Source organism: Pseudomonas brassicacearum, from assembly GCF_918698105.1.
Lineage (GTDB): Bacteria > Pseudomonadota > Gammaproteobacteria > Pseudomonadales > Pseudomonadaceae > Aquipseudomonas > Aquipseudomonas brassicacearum_F.
On sequence record NZ_CAKKMI010000002.1, the window covers coordinates 64,870 to 85,727 of the forward strand.

Genomic DNA, 20,858 nt, shown 5'->3' on the forward strand with positions numbered 1-20,858 from the left:
CGGCAGGTCAATAACCAGCAGGTAATAGCAATTCGTCAACAAACACACGATCCGTGGCGAGGGAGCTTGCTCCCGCTGGGCTGCGCAGCAGCCCCCAGTCCAGGCAACGCGATGAACCTGACAAACCCAGGGGGTCGCTTCGCAACCCAGCGGGAGCAAGCTCCCTCGCCACAACAGCGGTTCGCGGTCGATCCTTAGTTCGCGTCAGCCAGCACCCGCTCAAGCGTTCGAGTGACCCCATGCTCGCGCAAGCTGTTGCAGCACCATTCGAATGCTGCCACGAACTCCGGCGAGCGGGGAATGGCGGTGCCAAAGATTTCTTCTACCTCCAGCACCCGCTGGGTCACCAGTGCATCGTCCGCCACCAGTGCCTGGCAGAACGCCGCCCGTGGGTCCGGGATTGAATACGTCACGCCGTTCTCGTCCACGCCCTTCAGGTACACGGCCCAGGCGGCTACCACCAGCGCCGCGCGACGGGTTTCGCCACCGTCGGCGATCAAGCGGTTGATGGTCGGCACCGTGAATTTTGGAAACTTCGACGAGCCGTCCGAACAGACCCGTTCCAACTGGTCGGCAATCGCCTGGTTGGAAAAACGCTCCATCAGGGTGTTCTTGTAGTCGGTCAGGTCGATGCCCGGCACTGGCGCCAGTTGCGGCGTCACGTCCAGGTCCATGTAGGCGCGCATGTAACGCACGAACAGCGGGTCGTTCATGGTCTCGTGGACGAAGCGATAACCCTTGAGAAAGCCCAGGTAGGTCAGCGCCAGGTGGCTGCCGTTGAGCAGCTTGATTTTCATCTCTTCATAAGGTGTGACGTCATCGGTGAATTGCACGCCGACCTTTTCCCAGGCCGGGCGACCGTTGACGAACTTGTCTTCCAGGACCCATTGCACGAACGGTTCGCAGACCACCGGCCAGGCGTCGTCGATGCCATGTTCGTCATGCAGTTGCAGGCGATGGGCCACGCTGGTCATGGGCGTGATGCGATCGACCATGGCGTTGGGGAAGCTGACGTTGCGGTCGATCCATTGCCCCAGCTCCGCATCGCGCAGCGCGGCGAAGGCCAGCAACGCCTTGCGAGTCACGGCGCCGTTGTGGGGCAGGTTATCGCAGGACATCAGGGTGAACGCCGGGGTGCCGGCCGCCCGGCGCTTGACCAGGGCGGCGCAGAGGAAACCGAAGACGGTTTTCGGCGCGTCAGGATGGGCCAGGTCGCGCTGGATCTGCGGCAGGTGGGCCATGAACTCGCCGTTGCTGTCATCGATGCAATAGCCGCCTTCGGTAATGGTCAGCGAGACGATGCGGATCTGCGGGTCGGCCAGTTTGTCGATCAGCGCCTGGGCGCCGTCTTCGGCCAGCAACATGTCATTGATCGCGCCGATCACCCGCACTTCGGTGTCATCGGTGTCGCCCAGTTCGTACAGGGTGAACAGGTAGTCCTGGCCGGCGAGGTCATCCCGGGCACGGCGATCTTCGGCCCGCAGGCCCACGCCGCAGATGGCCCAGTCCAGGTCGGTGCCGGTATTCATCAGCGCATCGGTGTAGTAGGCCTGGTGCGCCCGGTGGAAACCGCCGACGCCGATGTGGGCGATGCCCTGGCGGATGTCGCCCAAAGGGTAGGCGGGCAGGGCGACGCCAGGGTTGAGGTTGTGCAGGTTCTGTCGGTTGAGTTTCATCGCAGGTCTCGGCAATCAGGCGGCGGCGCGCAGCGCGCGGGTCACCGCAACGCCCTCGGCATCGAATAAGTGGCAGTGTTCAGCGTCCAGGTGCAGGCTCAGTTGCTCGCCGAAACGGCTCGCCAGGTCGCCGCGCACGCGCATGGTCAAGGCTTCGCCGGAGGCGGTGACGACGTGACAGAAGGTGTCGCTGCCCAGCCGCTCGCTGACGTCGGCGGTGACTTGCAGGGTGCAATCACCCGGTTGCGCCAGGTTCAGGTGTTCCGGGCGGATCCCCAGGGTCACCGCGCCGCCGACGCTCAGGCTGGCACCGCTCAAGGGCAGGCTGATGCGAGTGCCGGCGTCCAGCAGCACTTCACAGCCCAGGCTGTCCAGGCCGGTGACCTTGCCTTTGAGAAAGCCCATTTTCGGCGTGCCGAGGAACCCGGCGACAAACAGGTTGGCCGGCTGGTGATACAGCTCCAGCGGCGAACCGACCTGCTCGATGCGCCCGCCATTGAGCACTACCACCTTGTCGGCCAGGGTCATGGCTTCGACCTGGTCGTGAGTCACGTAGATCATGGTCGCCTGCAACTCTTTGTGCAGGCGTGCCAGTTCCAGGCGCATCTGCACCCGCAGAGCCGCGTCGAGGTTGGACAGGGGCTCGTCGAACAGGAAGATTTTCGGGTTGCGCACGATGGCCCGGCCGATCGCTACACGCTGGCGCTGGCCGCCAGACAGTTGCTTGGGCTTGCGCTCGAGCATCGGCCCCAGTTCGAGGATGCGCGCCGCTTCGTTGACTTTCTTCTCGACCTCGGCCTTGGGTACGCCGGCCAGGTCCAGGGCGAACGACATGTTCTTGCGCACGCTCATGTGCGGGTACAGGGCGTAGGTCTGGAACACCATCGCCAGGTCGCGCTTGGCCGGGCTGACCTCGGTAATGTCCCGGCCATCCAGTTCGATGGTGCCGTCGCTGACCTCTTCCAGGCCGGCGATCAGCCGTAGCAGCGTGGACTTGCCACAGCCCGACGGGCCGACGAAGACCACGAACTCGCGGTCGTTCACCTCAAGGTCGATGCCCTTGATGATGGAGAAGCCTTCGAAACCCTTTTGCAGATTCTTGATTTTCAGGTTGGCCATGATGATGGGCCTCCACTTGTTATTTATTCGGTTGGCTGGGAAAGATCGCAGTCTCGTTACACTCGACAGCTCCTACAGGGCTTGTGAAGGCTGTGGGCTGTGTGTAGAGGAGCTGGCGAAGCCTGCGATCTTTTGACGGTTCATTTCACTGCGCCGAAGGACAAGCCGCGCACCAGCTGTTTCTGGCTGATCCAGCCGAAGATCAGGATCGGCGCGCAGGCCAGGGTCGAGACGGCCGACAATTTGGCCCAGAACAAACCTTCCGGGCTGGAATAGGAGGCAATCAACGCCGTCAGTGGCGCGGCCTTGGAGGAGGTGAGGTTCAGCGACCAGAAGGCTTCGTTCCAGCACAGGATCAGTGACAGCAGCACGGTGGACGCCAGGCCGCCCTTGGCAATCGGCAGCAGCACGCGGACCATCTCCTGCCACAGCGTGGCGCCATCCAGGCGTGCGGCCTCGAGGATGTCGCGGGGAATGTCCTTGAAGTAGGTGTAAATCATCCAGACCACGATGGGCAGGTTGATCAAGGTGTAGATGATGATCAGCGCGAGACGCGTGTCCAGCAGGCCAAATTGCTTGGCCAGCAGGTAGATTGGCATCAGCACGCCCACTGGCGGCAGCATCTTGGTGGAGAGCATCCACAGCAACGTGCCTTTGGTGCGCTGGGTTTCATAGAACGCCATGGAGTAGGCCGCCGGCACCGCAATCAGCAGGCACAGGGCGGTGGCGCTGAAGGAAATCACCACCGAGTTCCAAGCGAAGCTGAAGTAGTTGCTGCGCTCGTTGATGTGCAGGTAGTTCTCCAGCGTGGGCGTGAAGATGAACTGCGGCGGCGTGGCGAACGCGTCGATTTCGGTCTTGAAGCTGGTCAGCACCATCCAGAAGATCGGGAAGAAGATCAGGATCGCGATGGCCCAGGCCAGCGTGCCCAGCAGCAGGCTTTGCAGGCGACGGGATTGTTGAAGAGTCATGGCGACGGCCTCAGTGCTTGTCGGTGAGGTTTTTGCCGATCATCCGGACCAGGATGATGGCGGCGATGTTGGCAATGACCACGGCAATCAGGCCACCGGCCGAAGCCATGCCGACGTCGAACTGCACCAGTGCCTGGTTGTAGATCAGGTACGCAAGGTTGGTGGAGGCGTAGCCGGGACCACCGTTGGTGGTGGTGAAGATCTCGGCGAACACCGACAGCAGGAAGATCGTCTCGATCATCAGCACCACGGCGATCGGCCGGGCCAGGTGCGGCAGGGTCAGGTGCCAGAAAATCGCGATCGGGCCGGCACCGTCCAGGCGCGCGGCTTCTTTCTGTTCCTGGTCCAGCGACTGCATGGCGGTCATCAGGATCAGGATCGCGAAGGGCAGCCATTGCCAACTCACGATGATGATGATCGACAGCAGTGGGTAATGGGCCAGCCAGTCCACCGGTTGGGCGCCGAACAGTTTCCACACTGAGGCGAGAATCCCCGAGACCGGATGGAAGATCAGGTTCTTCCAGATCAGCGCGCCGACGGTGGGCATGATGAAGAACGGCGAGATCAGCAGCACACGAACGATACCGCGACCAAAAAACTCACTGGCCTCCAGCAGCGCGCTGATCAGCACCCCCAGCACGATACTGATCAGCAGCACGCTGCCCACCAGCAGCAAGGTGTTGGTGGCACCGGGCATGAAACCCGAGTCGGTCAGGAAGTAGGTAAAGTTCTCCAGCCCGACGAATTCGTTTTCGCCGGGGTAAAGCAGGTTGTAGCGGATCAGCGAGAAGTAGACGGTCATGCCCAGCGGCACGATCATCCACAGCAGCAACAAGGCCACCGAAGGACTGACCAGGAACCAACCGGGGTTCGCCAGGCGGATCTTGCGTGCCGGCGGGGCAATCTCGATGGGGGCTTTGGCGGTTGTTGTTGAGCTATTCATGGCATTGAACCGATTTTTGCGGGCCTATGAAGATCCACTGTGGGAGCGAGCTTGCTCGCGATAGCGTCGTGTCAGTCGCCCGTGATGTTGGCTGGGAGGCCCTCATCGCGAGCAAGCTCGCTCCCACAGGAACCGGGAGCGGGCCTCAATGAGCTGACTACTTGGGATACCCAGCGCGTTTCATCTCGCGTTCGGTGGTGGACTGCGCGGCGGTCAACGCCTGGTCCACGGTCTGCTGGCCGGTCAGTGCGCCGGAAAAGAACTTGCCCACCTGGGTGCCGATGGCCTGGAACTCGGGAATGGTCACCAACTGAATGCCGATGTAGGGCACAGGCTTGAGGGTTGGCGCTTTCGGGTCGGCGACTTTCAACGACTCCAGGGTCACCTTGGCAAACGGCGCGGCCTTCATGTACTCGTCGCTGTAGGTCGAAGTGCGGGTGCCTGGCGGTACGTTGGCAATGCCGTCGGTCTTGGCGACCAATTGGCTGTATTCCTTGGACGTCGCCCAGGTGGTAAAGACCGTGGCCGCTTCCTTGGCTTTGGAGCTGGTCGGGATTGCCAGCGACCAGGAGTACATCCACGAAGTGCCCTTGTCGGTTTTTTCGTGGGGGGCGAAGGTGAATCCGACGTGATCGGCCACCTTGCTCTGGGTCTTGTCGGTGACGAACGAACCGGCGACGCTGGCATCCACCCAGATCGCGCATTTGCCGCTGTTGAACAGCGCCAGGTTTTCGTTGAAACCGTTGCTGGAAGCACCGGGCGGGCCGGATTTCTTCATGTTGTCGACATAGAAATTGAGTGCTTCCTTCCACTCGGGCCCATTGAATTGCGGCTGCCACTTCTCATCGAACCAGCGCGCGCCATAACCGTTGGCCAACGTGGTGATGAGCGCCATGTTCTCGCCCCAACCGGCCTTGCCCCGCAGGCACAGGCCATATTGTTCCTTGGATTTGTCGGTGAGTTTTTCGGCGAACTCACCGATCTGGGTCCAGGTCGGGTGTTCGGGCATGGTCAGCCCAGCGTCCTTGAACAGGTCGGTGCGGTAATAGGTGATCGAGCTTTCGGCATAGAACGGCAGGGCGTACAGCGAGCCCTTGACCGACAAGCCATCGCGCACGGAAGGGAAAACGTCGTCCAGGTCGTAGGAAGCCGGCAGGTCTTTCATCGGCTCCAGCCAGCCCTTGGCACCCCAGAGTGCAGCTTCGTACATGCCAATGGTCAGCACGTCGAACTGTCCGCCTTGGGTGGCGATGTCGGTGGTCAGGCGCTGGCGCAGGACGTTTTCTTCGAGCACCACCCAGTTCAGCTTGATGTCCGGGTGCTCGGCCTCGAAGGTTTTCGAGAGCTTTTGCATGCGGATCATGTCGCTGTTGTTGACGGTGGCAATGGTGAGGGTCTGTGCGCCGAAACTGACGCTGCTGAGGGTCATGCAGGTGGAGACAAGCAGAGCTTTTACCGAAGGTTTCATCGCGCACTCCTTTTCCGCGCCCGAAGGCTGCAGAAGGACAGTTATTGTTTTTGTGTCTTCCGGATGAAGGGAAGAATGTGCGCTGATTACAGCCCTCAATGGACGGCGTGACAAATCATCCGTCGCACTTGTGCTGATACTTTTTTGCACTGGAGAGGATTGCGGCTAAACAAAGAACCCTGTGGCGAGGGAGCTTGCTCCCGCTGGGGCGCGTAGCGGCCCTGGCTTTTTGGGCCTGCTTCGCAGCCCAGCGGGAGCAAGCTCCCTCGCCACAGAGGACCCCGTCGGTGCGAAAAAAGTGTCAGCCCTGGTTCTGCTCGGTCAACCGCTGCACCGCCAGCCGCCGGTAATGGGACGGGGTCATGCCCTTGAGCTGCTGGAAACGCCGGTTGAAATTGGAAATGTTGTTGAAACCCGATTCAAAGCACACGTCCGTCACCGGTTTGTCGCCGTCGGCCAGCAACTCGCAGGATTTGCTGATGCGCAGGCGATTGACGAATTCGATGAAGCAGCGGCCAGTGGCCTGCTTGAACACCCGGCTGAAATAGGTGGGTTTCATGCCCAGATGCTCGGCCACTTCTTCCAGGGACAGTTCCCGGGCGTAGTGGGCGAAGATGTAGTCCACCGCGCGGTTGGTGCGGTCGATGCTGTGTTCGTCCGCCGCTTGCGGGGCGGTCGCGCCGGAAAGCAGTTGGTAGTCATCCGTGGCGGCCAGCAGCTCCATCAGGATGAAGAAATGCCCCAGGCGGCTCATGCCTTGGGAGTCGGCGATGCGCTGCATCAGGGTCATGGCCTGGCGAATGGTGCGCTTGCAGCGAAATTCGATGCCGTATTGGGCGCGTTCGAGCAGCGGTGCGACCGTCTTGAGTTCGGCGAATACCTGGTGGCCGCTTTCGAACAACTCGTCAGTGAAGTTCACCAGCATGTCGCGCTTGTGCACCACCTCATCCTCGGCCACCTGGCTGATCCAGTTATGGGGCAGGTTGGGGCCGGTGAGGAACAGCGACTGGGGATAGAAATTGCCGATGTAGTCGCCAATGAACACCTTGCCGGAACTGGCGACGATCAAGTGCAGCTCGTATTCCTTGTGGAAATGCCAGCGCACCAGCGGGCAGGGAAAGCCGTGCTGACGGTAGATGATGGACAACCCGTTATGGTCGTCCATCAACTCGTAGGAGGGGTCAGTGATTCTGGCTGTTCGGGTCATGGGTCTGGCGCTTTTATTGTTATCGCCGTTGGATAATGCCCCCTTCGCCAGGCGCCTGCCACTCTGGCGTCTAACCGTTGCGGTTTTTTTCTTCGATCCACTGGGACATGTATTGGGTGCTTTTGTGCTGGTGGTGACGCAGCATGCTGCCGGTGAAGTTGTCCCGGCGTCGTTGCGCCAGGTCCGCCCGGCAAGCGTTGAGGCTGTCGATCAGCGCCGGGCCATGCACCTGTTGCCGGTAACGGTTCGCCAGTAGGGCTAGGCCTGCCTCCTGGGCCTGGGTCCAGCGCGCCTGGTCGCGGTACAGCTGCACTGCCGCATTGGCGATGCTTTCGGCGCTCTGGGCAATCGCGCCGGGCCAGGGCATGTCGCCGTGCATGGCTTCGGCCCCCACGGGCGTGGTGACGTTGGGGGTGCCGCAGAGCATGGCGTCGATCAGCTTGCCCTTGATGCCGGCGCCGAAACGCAGCGGTGCCAGGCAGATGCGTGCCGCCGACATCACCTGCAAGGCGTCCTCGGCCCAGTTCATGATGTGAAAGCCCTGGGCCGGGTTATGCAGCGCGGCGGCCTTGGGTGGGGTGTAGGCGCCGTACAGGTGCAGTTGGGCGCCGGGTAATTGTTGGCGGATCAGTGGCCAGATGGCGTTTTTCATCCAGAGCACGGCGTCCCAGTTCGGCGCGTGGCGAAAGTTGCCGATGCTCAGGAAATGCGCCCGGTCCTCGAACGGTACCGGCGGCTCGCCGGGCAGCTCCAGCATCAACGGGCACCAGTGCAGCAAGTTACGGGGCAACTTGAAGTGCTCCACCAACAGTTCGATTTCAACCTCGGACACCGTCAGGTTGAGGTCGCAGCGGTACAGTGCAGCGATTTCCCGCTTGGCCAGGTCGGTGTCGGCCATTTGCTGGAACTCCTCGCCCAGGGCCGGGGCGAAGAGGTCGCTGAAATCCTCCCCTGCCTCATCGCACTTCAGGCGATCCTTCAAGCGCTGATGCCGGGCGTGGCGCAGGCTCTGCAAATCTGACGTCTCCAGCACCCGCAGGGCGCCGGGGCAGTGCTTCTCGACCCGCCAGCCGAACTGTTCTTCCATCATGAACTGGTCGAACAGCACGATGTCCGGCGCCAGCTCGCTGATAAAGGTGTCGAAGCTGCTGCTATTGAGTTCGATCGGCACTTCGCGGATACCCAGCGCAACCAGGTCGGCGCGCTGCTCGCCGGGACCCGCCGGACTGCTGAAGGTGATGTCCCAGCCTTGCCCGAGGAAGGTGTCGAGGATCTGCATGACATGCCCACTGGCAGCCGATGAGCGCGGCTCGGGCCAAACGTAGCCGATTACCAGGACCTTGGTGGCGGTGGGGTGATGCATGGGCAGGGGGTTCCTCGAAGCGGATCAGGCGCCATCGGCGCGCGGGGCGCCGATAGTGACCAAGAATACGATCCGGCTCAAGAAAGAATGCGTTTGACCTTGTCCCGCAATTGATCGATGGAGAAGGGCTTGCCGATCACCGACATGCCTTCAGGTACGTCGATACTTTCGGCATAACCACTGGCAAACAGCACAGGCAGCTGTGGCCGCACGGTTCGGGCCTGTTTCGCCAATTCACGCCCATCCATGACCGGCAGGCCGACGTCAGTCATCATCAGTGCGATGGGCTGCGCGTGGTTGTGCAAAAATGCCAGCGCCTGCTCACAACCATCCGCCTCCAGCACCTTGTATTCCAGCTCCTCCAGCACGTCGACGATCAACATCCGCACGATGTCATCGTCTTCGACGACCAGGATGGTGGGCTGGGTGACAGGAGGAGGGATGGACATAGTAGACATTCTCGAAGAAGGGAGCGGGAGGGAGACTCAAAAAAAACGGCCTCTTTCATGAGTAAGGATCGAGGCGGCACAAGTTCCCGGGTTGTACAAGAAAGGATCTATAGTACAAGAGCTGACAAGGATAGTCGCTGCCTTGCTACAAGGTAGATCGTCGCGGGACTTGCGCCTTTGACTCGTCAGATAATGTGGATCCATGTGCCGTTTTTCGGGCAAACTCCACGGTTTTCAACTGTCCACCAAGGCCCTTTCCATGACTCCTTCGTCTTCGGTCGACGAGCAAAGTTTTCGCAAGCTCCTGAGCCGCAATATCAGCCTGCCCCTGGGCATGGGCGCCCTCAGTGCTGTGTTTTTCATCATCCTTATCACGTACCTGTTGTCGGTGATCCAATGGGTCGGCCACACCGACCGGGTGATCAATAACGCCAACGAGGCGTTCAAGCTGAGCGTGGACCTGGAAACTGGCATGCGTGGTTATCTCTTGAGCGGTGACGAGCATTTCCTCGACCCCTATGAAGTCGCCAAGCCCCGGATCGCCGTCGCGTTGGAAACACTGCTGGAATTGACAGCCGACAACCCCGTCCAGACCGACCGCCTGCACAAGATACAAGCCCTCCAGACAGAATGGGCCAACTACGCCCAAGGCATGATCGACCTGCAACGCACCAGTGGCGATTATCGCGGGGCGGTGAAGGCCGGGCGCGGCAAGCGCCTGACCGACGAGATTCGCCAGTCCTTCGAAGACATCGTCGAGACCGAGCAGCAACTGCGCGCGGCGCGCAATGAGGAAGTACGCACCACCACGGTCTGGAGTATCGCCCTGTACCTGCTGTTCGTCGCCGCCGTCAGTGGGTTGCTGGCCTACGTCGGCCGCCGAGACCTGTTGAACCTGTCCGAGAGCTACAGCGCCAGCCTGAAAGTCCAGCAACGCAGCGCTTTGCACCTGGAGAAGCAGGCCTGGCTGCGCAATGGCCAGACGCTGCTGGCAGAGCAGGTCCTGGGGCAGTTGTCCCTGAACCTGTTGGGCCGCAACATCTTGCAGTTCTGTGCCAAGTACCTGGATGTGGCGGTCGCTGCACTCTATGCGCGGGAAGAAAATGGCGTCCTCAAGCGCGTCGCCACCTATGGCCTGTCCCGGGAGGCTGACGAACAGCAGCAGGTGATCGTCGGCGGTGAAGGCATCGCCGGCCAGGCCGTGCAACAGGGGCGTCTCATTCGCCTGGACGACGTACCGGACGATTATCTGAAAGTCAGCTCCGGATTGGGGCAAGGCTTGCCCAACAGCGTGCTGGTAGTGCCCACCAGTGACGATGACCGGATCAACGGTGTCATCGAGCTGGGTTTCCTGCGGCCATTGACCGAGCGCGACATTGAGCTGCTGGAGCTGATTTCCGGCAATATCGGCACCTCCATCGAGGCCGCCCGTTATCGCCAGCGCTTGCAGGAAGTGCTGGCCGAAACCCAGCAGTTGAACGAAGAACTGCAAGTGCAGCAGGAAGAGCTCAAGACCGCCAACGAGGAGTTGGAAGAGCAATCGCGGATTCTCAAGGAGTCCCAGGCCCACTTGGAAGCCCAGCAGCAGGAACTGGAGCAGACCAACGAGCAATTGGCCGAACAGCGCGACGCCATGGACCAGAAGAACAGCGAGCTGAACCTGGCCCAGATCCAGTTGCAGGAGCGCGCCGAAGAGTTGCAGCGTTCGAGCAAGTACAAATCCGAGTTCCTGGCCAACATGTCCCACGAGCTGCGCACGCCGCTCAACAGTTCGTTGATCCTGTCCAAGCTGCTGTCGGAAAACCCGCAGCAGAACCTCAGCGAGGAACAGGTCAAGTTTGCCGAGTCGATCTACTCCGCCGGCAACGACCTGTTGAACCTGATCAACGATATCCTCGACATCTCCAAGGTCGAGGCCGGAAAGCTGGAAGTGCGCCCGGAAAACACCAGCGTGCAGCGTCTGGTCGAAGGCCTGCGGGACATGTTCGAGCCGTTGGCCGCCGACAAGGGCCTGGGGTTCGAGGTCCAGGTATTGCCCGACGCGCCGGCGATGCTCTACACCGACCGCCAGCGCCTGGAACAGGTGATCAAGAACCTGCTGTCCAATGCCGTGAAGTTCACCGAGCAGGGCACTGTCAGCCTGTCGGTGGCCGGGCAGCCGGGCTCGGGCATCGCGTTCATGGTGCGCGACTCCGGGATTGGCATCGCCGCCGATCAGCAGCAAAGCATCTTCGAAGCGTTCCGCCAGGCCGATGGCACGACCAATCGTCGTTACGGCGGTACGGGGCTGGGGTTGTCGATTTCCCGGGACCTGGCCACGTTGCTGGGCGGCTCGATCTCCGTTTCCAGCGAGCCGGGGCAGGGCAGCGTGTTTACGCTGGTATTGCCTGAACGATACGTCGAGCCCGGGGACTCGCCGATGGAACCGATGACGTTCACCCCGACGGCCACCGCGCCAGCGCCGGCTACACCAAAAGCCGCAGCGACGCCGCTGATCGCTGAAGTGGATACGCCGATTGCCCGATTTGCCGACGACCGCGACAAGGCGCCGTTCGACACCCGGTGCATCCTGGTGATCGAGGACGAGCCCAAGTTCGCCCGGATCCTGTTCGACCTGGCCCATGAGCTCGGTTACGGCTGCCTGGTGGCCCACGGTGCCGATGAAGGCTTCGACCTGGCCTTGCAACTGGCTCCCGACGCGATCCTTCTGGACATGCGCCTGCCGGATCATTCCGGGCTGACGGTGCTGCAGCGGCTCAAGGAGCGGGCCGAAACCCGGCACATCCCGGTGCACGTGATTTCCGTCGAAGACCGCGTCGAAGCCGCCATGCACATGGGCGCCATCGGCTATGCCGTCAAGCCGACCACCCGCGAAGAACTCAAGGATGTATTCGCCCGCCTGGAAGCCAAGCTGACCCAGAAGGTCAAGCGAGTGCTGCTGGTGGAAGACGACGACCTGCAACGCGACAGCATTACCCGCCTGATCGGCGACGATGACATCGAGATCACCGCCGTTGGCCTGGCCCAGCAAGCCCTGGACCTGCTGCGGACCAACGTCTACGACTGCATGATCATCGACCTCAAGTTGCCGGACATGCTCGGCAATGACCTGCTCAAGCGCATGTCCACCGAAGACATCTGTTCCTTTCCGCCGGTGATCGTCTATACCGGGCGCAACCTGACCCGCGACGAAGAGGCCGAACTGCGCAAGTATTCGCGCTCGATCATCATCAAGGGCGCCCGTTCGCCAGAGCGCCTGCTGGACGAGGTGACACTCTTTCTGCACAAAGTCGAATCCCGGTTGTCCCATGAACGGCAGCGGATGCTCAAGACCGCCCGCAGCCGTGACAAGGTGTTTGAAGGCCGCAAGGTGCTGCTGGTGGACGACGATGTGCGCAACATCTTTGCCCTGACCAGCGCCCTGGAGGCGAAGGGGGCGATCGTTGTCATCGGCCGTAACGGGCTGGAGGCGATCGATCGCCTGAACGAATTCGACGACATCGACCTGGTGCTGATGGATGTAATGATGCCGGAGATGGACGGTTTCGAAGCCACCGCACTGATCCGCAAGGACCCGCGCTGGCGCAAGCTGCCCATCATTGCCGTGACGGCCAAGGCCATGAAGGATGATCAGGAGCGCTGCCTCGCGGCGGGTTCCAACGACTACCTGGCCAAACCGATCGATCTGGATCGTCTGTTCTCGCTGATTCGCGTGTGGTTGCCGAATATGGAAAGAATTTAGTGGAACGTGACACTGACATTGAAATTCGTCTGTTGATCGAAGCGATCTACCTCAAGTACAGCTACGATTTTCGCGATTATTCCGGTGCGTCCATCAAGCGCCGGGTCCACCATGCGCTGAGCCAGTTCGAGTGCAAGACCATTTCGGCCTTGCAGGAGCGCGTGCTGCACGACCCGGGAGCGTTCATGCAACTGCTGCAACTGCTGACGATCCCGGTCAGCGAGATGTTTCGCGACCCCTCGCATTTCCTCGCGATCCGTGAGGAAGTCGTGCCGCTGCTCAGGACGTATCCTTCGATCAAGATCTGGATCGCCGGATGCAGCACGGGGGAGGAGGTCTACTCCATGGCGATCCTGTTGCGCGAAGAAGGCCTGTTGGACCGTACGCTCATCTATGCCACCGATATCAATCCGCACTCGTTGGAAAAAGCCAAGCAGGGGATTTTCTCCCTGGAAAACGTGCGTGCCTACACCCAGAACTACCAGGCCGCCGGAGGGCGGCGCTCGTTTGCCGACTACTATACCGCCGCCTACGATTATGCGATGTTCGACAAAACCCTGTGCGAGAACGTGACCTTTGCCGATCACAGCCTGGCGACCGACAGTGTCTTTTCAGAAACTCAGTTAATTTCCTGCCGTAATGTCTTGATATATTTCAACAAAAAATTACAAGATCGCGCGTTTGGATTGTTTCACGAGTCTCTTTGTCACCGTGGTTTCCTGGTATTGGGCAGTAAGGAAACGTTGGATTTCTCAGCTTACGGCCATCGATTCGAGCCGTTGGTCAAACAGGAACGGATCTATCGCAAGTTATGAACCAGACGAAGGACAGATCCAACCCGCCCATCGAGGCCATTGTCGTCGGTGCATCGGCCGGTGGCGTCGACGCGCTGCTCAGGGTGTTCGGACACCTGCGCAAAGGTTTTGGCGTGCCCATCCTGGTGGTCTTGCATTTGCCGGACGAACGCGAAAGCCAACTGGCTCGTGTGTTCGGACATCGTCTGGCGGTGCCGGTGGAGGAAGCCCGCGACAAGCAAGACATCGTGCCGGGCACCTTGTACGTCGCCACGCCCGGCTATCACTTGTCGGTCGAGGCTGACCGTAGCCTGTCATTGAGCCTGGAGGAGCCGGTGCATCACTCGCGGCCGGCCATCGATGTGTTGTTTGAATCGGCCGCCGATGTCTACGGCCAGAAATTGCTCGCCGTGGTGCTGACCGGCGCCAACAACGACGGCGCCTGTGGCTTGGCGAAGGTCAGGGCGCTAGGCGGGATCACGGTGGTCCAGGACCCCGCCGAAGCCCAGGTCTCGACCATGCCCGAGGCGGCGCTGGCCCTGCACGAGCCCAACCATATCCTTACTTTGCAAGGCATCGGCCAATTGCTGGCCGGGCTGGAATGAACCACATGCCAAGAGATATTCAAGCCAAACTGCTGATCGTCGATGATCTGCCTGAGAATCTGTTGGCCCTGGAAGCGTTGATCAAGGGGGGCGACCGCGAGGTCTTCAAGGCCCTGTCGGCGGACGAGGCCTTGTCCTTGCTGCTGCAACACGACTTTGCCCTGGCCATCATCGATGTGCAGATGCCTGAGATGAACGGTTTCCAATTGGCCGAGCTGATGCGCGGCACGGAGAAGACCCGCAGCATCCCTATCATCTTCGTCAGTGCCGCCGGTCGTGAACGCAACTATGCCTTTACCGGTTATGAAAACGGTGCGGTGGACTTCCTGCACAAGCCGCTGGACACCCAGGCGGTCAAAAGCAAGGTCAATGTGTTCGTCGAGTTGTACCGCCAACGAAAGGCCATGAAGGAGCAGGTCGTAGCGCTTGAGCAGAGTCGCCGCGAGCAGGAGATTCTGTTGCAGCAACTGGAGGCCACCCGCGGCGAGCTGGAGCAAGCGGTGCGCATGCGTGACGACTTCATGTCCATCGTCGCCCACGAGGTGCGCACGCCCCTCAATGGCCTCATTCTCGAGACGCAACTGCGCAAGATGCACCTGGCACGGGACAACGCCGCAGCCTTCAGCCTGGACAAGGTGCGGGCGATGGTCGAACGCGACGAGCGCCAGATCAAGAGCCTGATCCGGCTGATCGAGGACATGCTGGATGTCTCGCGGATTCGCACCGGCAAGCTGTCGATCCGTCCAACCCGCTTCAACCTGACGGCATTGGTGGAAAACCTGCTGCGCAACTTCCAACCTCAAGTCGCCGTCGCCGAGTGCTCGTTGACCTGTTTGACCGAACCGTCGGTGGAAGGACTTTGGGATGAATTTCGTATCGAACAGGTGATCTCGAACTTGTTGACCAATGCGTTGCGCTACGGTGGCAAGGGCCCGATCGAGGTGCGCGTCTACAAGACGCCCGACCACGCCTGTATCGAGGTCCAGGACCATGGCATCGGTATCAGTGAGGAAAACCAGAAACGTATCTTCCAGCAGTTCGAGCGCGTATCGTCCAAGGCGGCCGCTGCGGGTCTTGGGCTGGGGCTGTTCATTTCCGAGCAGATTGTCACGGCCCATGGCGGGACGATCACGGTGAACAGTCGCCTCAATGAAGGGGCGTTGTTTCGTGTTTGCCTGCCTCTGCAGAAAACTGTCTTGGACAAAACCGCCGAACAGACGCAACCTCTGCGAGACCCCAAGGTCGTATCAGCAGCTATTGATCGAACAAAGGCTTCTCATGAGTGAAGATGCGCAAGATGTTGTATTGATCGTCGAGGATGACCCGTCGATCCTGATGGTGTTGTCGGCCTATCTGTCGGGCGAGGGGTACCGGGTGCTACAGGCCGTTGACGGTGCCCAGGCGTTCGAGATCCTGGCGAGCAAGCCTCATCTGGACATGATGATTACCGATTTTCGCCTGCCAGGTGGTATCACCGGGGTGCAGATCGCCGAGCCTGCGGTCAAGTTGCGTCCCGAGCTGAAGGTCATTTTCATCAGTGGCTACGCCCAGGAAGTGCGCGAGACCGATAGCCCGATTACCCGCAAGGCGCCGATCCTGGACAAGCCGTTTGACCTGGATGAGCTGCAGCGCATCATGCAGTCGATGTTGTCGTAGGTTTTTAGAAGGCTTGTTTGGATTGGGCAAGCTTGTGTAGAGCATGACTTGTGAGGGGCGCACGGTTATTTGAAGCGAGCAGGCTCTTGTGGGAGCAAGGCTTGCCCGCGATGAAGTCGCCTCGGTTTCAGAACAACCCAGTAACCCCCATCGCGGGCAAGCCTTGCTCCCACAGAATCAGGGACCTTCCCACAGAATCAGGGAGCCGCCCGCAGAGTCAAACGGTCTGGATCATCTCCCGCACCTTGGCCGTCAATAGATCAAACGTGAACGGCTTGGTGATCATCTGCATCCCTGGGTCCAGGAAGCCGCCGCGTACCGCGGCATGTTCCGCGTAACCGGTGATGAACAGTACCCGCAGGTGGGGACGGATCTGCCGGCCGATTTCCGCCAGTTGCCGGCCATTCATGCCGGGCAGGCCCACGTCGCTGATCAGCAGGTCGATGCGTTGGCCTGACTGCAGGATCGGCACCGCGCTATCGGCGTCGGCCGCTTCCACAAAGGCATAACCCAGCTCGCTCAACACCGCGCTCACCAGCACTCGTACTGCTGGATCGTCCTCCACGATCAGCACGGTCTCACCATCCTGCGCGTACGGGGCGTGTGACGTGGCGACCTGAGGTTCATGGATTTCCTCACCGCGAAAGCGCGGCAGGTAAAGGTTCACGGTGGTGCCTTTGTCGACTTCGCTGTCGATGGTTACATGCCCGCGCGACTGCTTGCTGAACCCATAGATCATCGACAGGCCCAGCCCGGTGCCCTGGCCGATTGGCTTGGTGGTGAAGAACGGATCGAATGCGCGACCGATGATCGCTTCGGGCATGCCGCAACCGCTGTCCTGCACACTCAGCACCACATAGTCGCCGGGTTCCAGGTTGGTGTAGGCGTCGGTGAAATCGGCGTCCAGGTGCTGGTTGCTGGTCTTTACCACCAGGTTCCCGCCGTTGGGCATGGCATCCCGGGCGTTGAGGACCAGGTTGAGCAGGGCGCTTTCCAGTTGGTTGGGGTCGGCTTCGGCGACCCAGAGCTGTTCGTCCAGCTGCATGTCCAGGCGGATGCTTTCATTGAGGCTGCGTTGCAGTAACTCGCCCATGGACAGCACCAGCGTATTCATCTGGACGGCTTTGGAATCCAGCGATTGTCGCCGGGAAAACGCCAGCAGGCGATGGGTCAGGCCGGCGGCGCGGTTGGCCGAGGTCACGCCCAGGTCGATCAGACTGTCCAGGTCTTCGGTGCGGCCCCGAGCCAGGCGTCGGCGCAGCAGTTCGAGGCTGCCGATGATCCCGGTGAGCATATTGTTGAAGTCGTGGGCGATACCGCCGGTGAGTTGGCCGACTGCTTCCATTTTCTGCGACTGGCGCAGGGCTTCTTCGTTATGGCGCAACTGGGCGGTGCGTTCTTCCACTTGCTGTTCAAGGGTTTCAAGAGTGGTTTGCAGGCGCAGTTCGCTGTTGCTGAGGTCGATCAGGCGGTCGCGAGCTTCGTACTGCCTTAGACGGCCTCGCAGGGCGGTGGTCACCAGGCTGATCAAAGTCACTGGGTGGAAAGGGCGTTCAAGGAAGGTCACGTTGCCCAATTGCATGCCCAGGCGTGCCGCCGGGTTCTGTTCCGGGCCACCGTGATGGGTCAGCAAGACAATGGGCAGGTCGGACCAGGCCGGCTGCTGCTCGATTTGCACGAACAGCGCTTCCAGATCCGGCCCCACCAAGGCCTCCGAGGAAATCACCAGCAGACCGGCACCCTTTTCCAGTTCTTCGCACAGATGGCTTAGATGGCGGCAAATGAGGCCGGCAAAACCGGCTTCATTGAGGATCATCAAGGCGATCTGGCTGTCCCGTCCCAGCGGCGCGAGAATCAGCGCCCGCTCGGACAGGGGCTCGGCCAGCGTCACCGGTGTTCATCCTTGAGCAGCGGGTTGCTTTCGCCCATGTAAGTGGGCACCCCTCGCAAGACGCCTTGGAACGCCTCGAGCGGTTCGCCGATGGTCATGCCCACGCCGCTGATGCGGTATTCGCGGATGGTCGACTCATGGCTGCCGGTGCGTTTCTTGATGATGGAGATCGCCCGGCGCACCTTGCCCAGTGCTTCGAAATAACGCAACAGGATCACCGTATCGGCCAAATAAGTAATGTCCACGGGCGCCTGCATGTCGCCGACCAGACCGTGCTGTGCAACTGTCATGAAGGTCGCCGCGCCCTTGCGGTTGAGATAGAGCAACAATTCATGCATGTGCAGCACCAGGGCGTTCTCTTCCGGCATGGCCGCCTGATAGCCATTGATGCTGTCGATGATCACGGTTTTGATATCGCCCTCATCGACGCAACGGCGCACGCGGTGGGAGAACTCGCCAGGGGACAGCTCGGCGGCGTCCACTTGTTCGATCAACAGGTTGCCGGTCTCTTGCAGGGCTTGCAGATCGATGCCGATGTTCTTCATGCGTTCGAACAACAAGCCCAGTTCTTCATCGAAGATGAACAGCGCGGCCTTCTCGCCACGACGCACGGCGGCGGCGGCAAAAATCAGCGCTATCAGCGACTTGCCGGTCCCCGCCGGGCCCAGGATCAACGTACTGGAGCCAGTCTCGATACCGCCACCCAGCAGGGCGTCCATTTCACCGATGCCGCTGGAGAGCTGCTGGCGCCGGTATTGTCCGCGGTGTTCGGCGGCCACCAGGCGCGGGAATACGTGTACGCCGTCGCCCATGATGGTGAAGTCATGGTAACCGCCACGGTACTTCTGCCCGCGATACTTGACCACCCGGATTCGCCGCCGTTCGGCACCGTAGTTGGGGGTCAGTTCTTCCAGGCGAATCACCCCGTGGGCGACACTGTGGACGGTCTTGTCCAGGGATTCGGTGGTCAGGTCATCAAGCAACAGGACCGTGGCGTCGTAGCGCACGAAATAATGCTTGATCGCCAGGATCTGGCGACGATAGCGCAAGGAGCTTTGCGCCAGCAGGCGAATCTCCGACAGGCTGTCGAGCACCACCCGGGTTGGCTTGACCCGTTCGACCACTTCGAAAATCTGCCGCGTCGCTTCGCCCAGCTCCAAGTCCGAGGAGTACAGCAGGCTCTGCTGGTGTTCGGCATTGAGCAGGCTTTCGGGCGGGGTCAGCTCGAAAATATGAATGTTGTCGTCCAGCGTCCACCCATGGGAGGCTGCGCCCTGACGCAGTTCACGCTCGGTTTCCGAGAGCGTGATGTACAACGAGCGCTCGCCAGCCTTGGCGCCGGCTAACAGAAAATGCAGCGCGACCGTGGTCTTACCAGTCCCCGGTTCCCCCTCGAGCAGGAACACATGGCTGCGGGACAAACCACCGGAAAGGACATCGTCCAGTCCTTCGATGCCGGTGGCGGCTTTTGCACTGATCAACTCGTTAGATGTAGACAAAAATAGCCCTCTCATGACTAGGGAAGTGGGCAGCAGGCGGGGTAACGCCTGAATTCAACTGCCTGAACACTTGACCTTTGGCGGTGATGGCGGTTCCGCTTACATCGACAAAACGCGCTGTACTGCACAACTTTCGGCGTGCGACGTGGGGCCTATAGATCAATGCCAGTCAGTTAAGCGAAATGAAGCCGAGCAGTAATCCTGCGGCAAGGGAGCTTGCTCCCGCTGGGTCGCGAAGCGGCCCTGTTTTGGGGCTGCTGCGCAGCCCAGCGGGAGCAAGCTCCCTCGCCACAGTGGATCTACTCAACTGGTAGGTATTAGGCCTACAGACCCTGCTGCAGCGCTGGGTCGTCCGGGTTCAGCTGTTCAAGTTGCGCCAGCAGGATTTGAACATTCTGCAACTGGCCGGTCTCCTTCCAATAGTTGATCAGCAGCACCCGTGCCTTGCGATCGGCGGGGTAGCGCTGGACGATTTCCTGCAGCTGTTTCTGCGCCGCCTCCACTTCCTGCTCGGCATGCAGGGTGGTCGCCAGGTCATAGCGGTACTGGCGGTTCTCGGGCTCCAGTTCCACGGCCTTTGCCAAGCCGAGCACCGCATACTCGTTCTGGCCGTGTTGCAGCAACCACATGCCCAGCGCATGTTGCAGATAAGCCGACGCGGGCTGGGTTTGCAACTGTCGGGCGAGCAATAATCGTGCGGCTTCGCTTTGGCCCTGTTTGTCCAGCACCTCGATCTGCATGACCAGCGCCGGCAGGTTGTCCGGTTGCAGGCGCAAGGCCTGTTCAAGGGCCAGTTGGGCTTTCTTCAACTCGGCGTTGTGCAGGTGCAGTCGGGCGAGCTGGTAGTGGGTCTCAGCGGTTTTCGGACCGTCCTCGAGCACCTGTTCCCAGGTGTCGATGGCGATCTGCATCGCCCCGAAATACAGGCCGAGGTCATCCGGCGACAAACCCAGCAGCGCGTTCACGGCGGCGAACCGGACATTCTGGTCGTCATCATCCAGGAGCGGGCCGAGCAACAGGCTGCGCTGGCCGGTCGGCACCAGCCCGACGATGCTGCCAATGGCGGCCCGACGCACGTCCGGCGATTCGCTGTGCAGGTCCGCGTCCGCCAGCTTCAGGGCTTGGGGGCTGGGGTAGTTGGGCAGTTCGGCGTGCAGCCACACGCGGCGCTTGGGCGAAAGGTCCGGACGCCCCAATTGCTGGTAAAGCATCCGCGCCGCCCCTGGCTGCCCGTTGCGGGCGCTGCCCAAGGCTTCACTGTAGCCACGCTTGATCGCTTCAGGGATCTGCGGGGTGGTGCTGCGCAGCCATACCGCGACAAGACCAATCACCAACAGGACACAGAGGCTGAGAAGCAGATAGCGGCGGCGAGACGAAGACATGCAGGTAATCCATAACCAGGAGCGTGAAATGCCGCAAGCTTCGGTCAGGTGGGGGCTTGAGTCAAACCCTGTGAGTTATGCGCGTTCAACACT

The 20,858-nt window shown here is 60.8% G+C and carries 16 protein-coding genes; 5 read left to right on the forward strand and 11 right to left on the reverse strand.

Features of this window, described 5'->3' with window-relative positions:
• Window positions 1-194: 194 nt before the first annotated feature.
• From LQ215_RS01400 to LQ215_RS01435, 8 genes are all read right to left on the reverse strand, one after another.
• A complete protein-coding gene (locus LQ215_RS01400) occupies window positions 195-1,676 on the reverse strand; it encodes a mannitol dehydrogenase family protein (RefSeq protein ID WP_230147071.1) in 1,482 nt (493 codons plus the stop codon).
• A 15-nt stretch (window positions 1,677-1,691) separates the two neighbouring features.
• Window positions 1,692-2,795 carry an ABC transporter ATP-binding protein gene (locus LQ215_RS01405; RefSeq protein ID WP_230147072.1) on the reverse strand — a complete coding sequence of 368 codons (1,104 nt, stop codon included), beginning with the start codon at window positions 2,793-2,795 and terminating at the stop codon, window positions 1,692-1,694.
• A 140-nt stretch (window positions 2,796-2,935) separates the two neighbouring features.
• Entirely contained in the window at window positions 2,936-3,766 is an 831-nt protein-coding gene (locus tag LQ215_RS01410) for a carbohydrate ABC transporter permease (protein ID WP_230147073.1), read from the reverse strand.
• Window positions 3,767-3,776: 10 nt separating this feature from the next.
• Entirely contained in the window at window positions 3,777-4,709 is a 933-nt protein-coding gene (locus tag LQ215_RS01415) for a carbohydrate ABC transporter permease (protein ID WP_024618342.1), read from the reverse strand.
• A 157-nt stretch (window positions 4,710-4,866) separates the two neighbouring features.
• On the reverse strand, window positions 4,867-6,177 hold the full coding sequence (locus tag LQ215_RS01420) for an ABC transporter substrate-binding protein (RefSeq protein WP_230147074.1): 1,311 nt from the start codon (window positions 6,175-6,177) through the stop codon (window positions 4,867-4,869).
• A gap of 301 nt (window positions 6,178-6,478) precedes the next feature.
• Window positions 6,479-7,384: an AraC family transcriptional regulator gene (locus tag LQ215_RS01425; RefSeq protein WP_230147075.1), complete on the reverse strand. Its 906-nt coding sequence runs from the start codon at window positions 7,382-7,384 to the stop codon at window positions 6,479-6,481.
• A gap of 70 nt (window positions 7,385-7,454) precedes the next feature.
• Window positions 7,455-8,747, reverse strand: a complete 1,293-nt coding sequence (locus tag LQ215_RS01430; protein ID WP_230147076.1) for a glycosyltransferase — start codon at window positions 8,745-8,747, stop codon at window positions 7,455-7,457.
• 77 nt (window positions 8,748-8,824) lie between these two features.
• The gene (locus LQ215_RS01435) at window positions 8,825-9,196 is read right to left on the reverse strand and encodes a response regulator (RefSeq protein ID WP_230147077.1); all 372 of its coding nucleotides are present in this window, start codon (window positions 9,194-9,196) and stop codon (window positions 8,825-8,827) included.
• A gap of 259 nt (window positions 9,197-9,455) precedes the next feature.
• Between LQ215_RS01435 and LQ215_RS01440 the strand changes: the two genes are divergently transcribed.
• From LQ215_RS01440 to LQ215_RS01460, 5 genes are read left to right on the forward strand one after another with little or no spacing between them, the layout of a single operon-like run.
• Entirely contained in the window at window positions 9,456-12,938 is a 3,483-nt protein-coding gene (locus LQ215_RS01440) for a response regulator (protein ID WP_230147078.1), read from the forward strand.
• Complete coding sequence (locus LQ215_RS01445) at window positions 12,938-13,753, forward strand: CheR family methyltransferase (protein WP_230147159.1); 816 nt, start codon at window positions 12,938-12,940, stop codon at window positions 13,751-13,753. The genes LQ215_RS01440 and LQ215_RS01445 overlap by 1 nt, the downstream gene beginning before the upstream one ends.
• Complete coding sequence (locus LQ215_RS01450) at window positions 13,750-14,337, forward strand: chemotaxis protein CheB (RefSeq protein WP_230147079.1); 588 nt, start codon at window positions 13,750-13,752, stop codon at window positions 14,335-14,337. Before LQ215_RS01445 ends, LQ215_RS01450 begins: the two co-directional genes overlap by 4 nt.
• A 5-nt stretch (window positions 14,338-14,342) precedes the next feature.
• Window positions 14,343-15,623 (forward strand): hybrid sensor histidine kinase/response regulator, encoded by a 1,281-nt coding sequence (locus LQ215_RS01455; RefSeq protein WP_230147080.1) that lies wholly within the window; start codon window positions 14,343-14,345, stop codon window positions 15,621-15,623.
• Window positions 15,616-15,993: a response regulator gene (locus tag LQ215_RS01460; RefSeq protein ID WP_230147081.1), complete on the forward strand. Its 378-nt coding sequence runs from the start codon at window positions 15,616-15,618 to the stop codon at window positions 15,991-15,993. Before LQ215_RS01455 ends, LQ215_RS01460 begins: the two co-directional genes overlap by 8 nt.
• A gap of 217 nt (window positions 15,994-16,210) precedes the next feature.
• Here the strand turns inward: LQ215_RS01460 and LQ215_RS01465 are convergent, their stop codons facing one another.
• The 3 genes from LQ215_RS01465 to LQ215_RS01475 all read right to left on the reverse strand — a co-directional run bounded on the left by LQ215_RS01465 (window position 16,211) and on the right by LQ215_RS01475 (window position 20,765).
• A complete protein-coding gene (locus LQ215_RS01465; protein WP_230147082.1) occupies window positions 16,211-17,884 on the reverse strand; it encodes a response regulator in 1,674 nt (557 codons plus the stop codon).
• Window positions 17,881-19,383, reverse strand: a complete 1,503-nt coding sequence (locus LQ215_RS01470) for an ATPase domain-containing protein (RefSeq protein WP_230147083.1) — start codon at window positions 19,381-19,383, stop codon at window positions 17,881-17,883. Before LQ215_RS01470 ends, LQ215_RS01465 begins: the two co-directional genes overlap by 4 nt.
• A gap of 323 nt (window positions 19,384-19,706) precedes the next feature.
• The gene (locus tag LQ215_RS01475; RefSeq protein WP_230147084.1) at window positions 19,707-20,765 is read right to left on the reverse strand and encodes a tetratricopeptide repeat protein; all 1,059 of its coding nucleotides are present in this window, start codon (window positions 20,763-20,765) and stop codon (window positions 19,707-19,709) included.
• Between the last annotated feature and the right edge of the window lie 93 nt (window positions 20,766-20,858).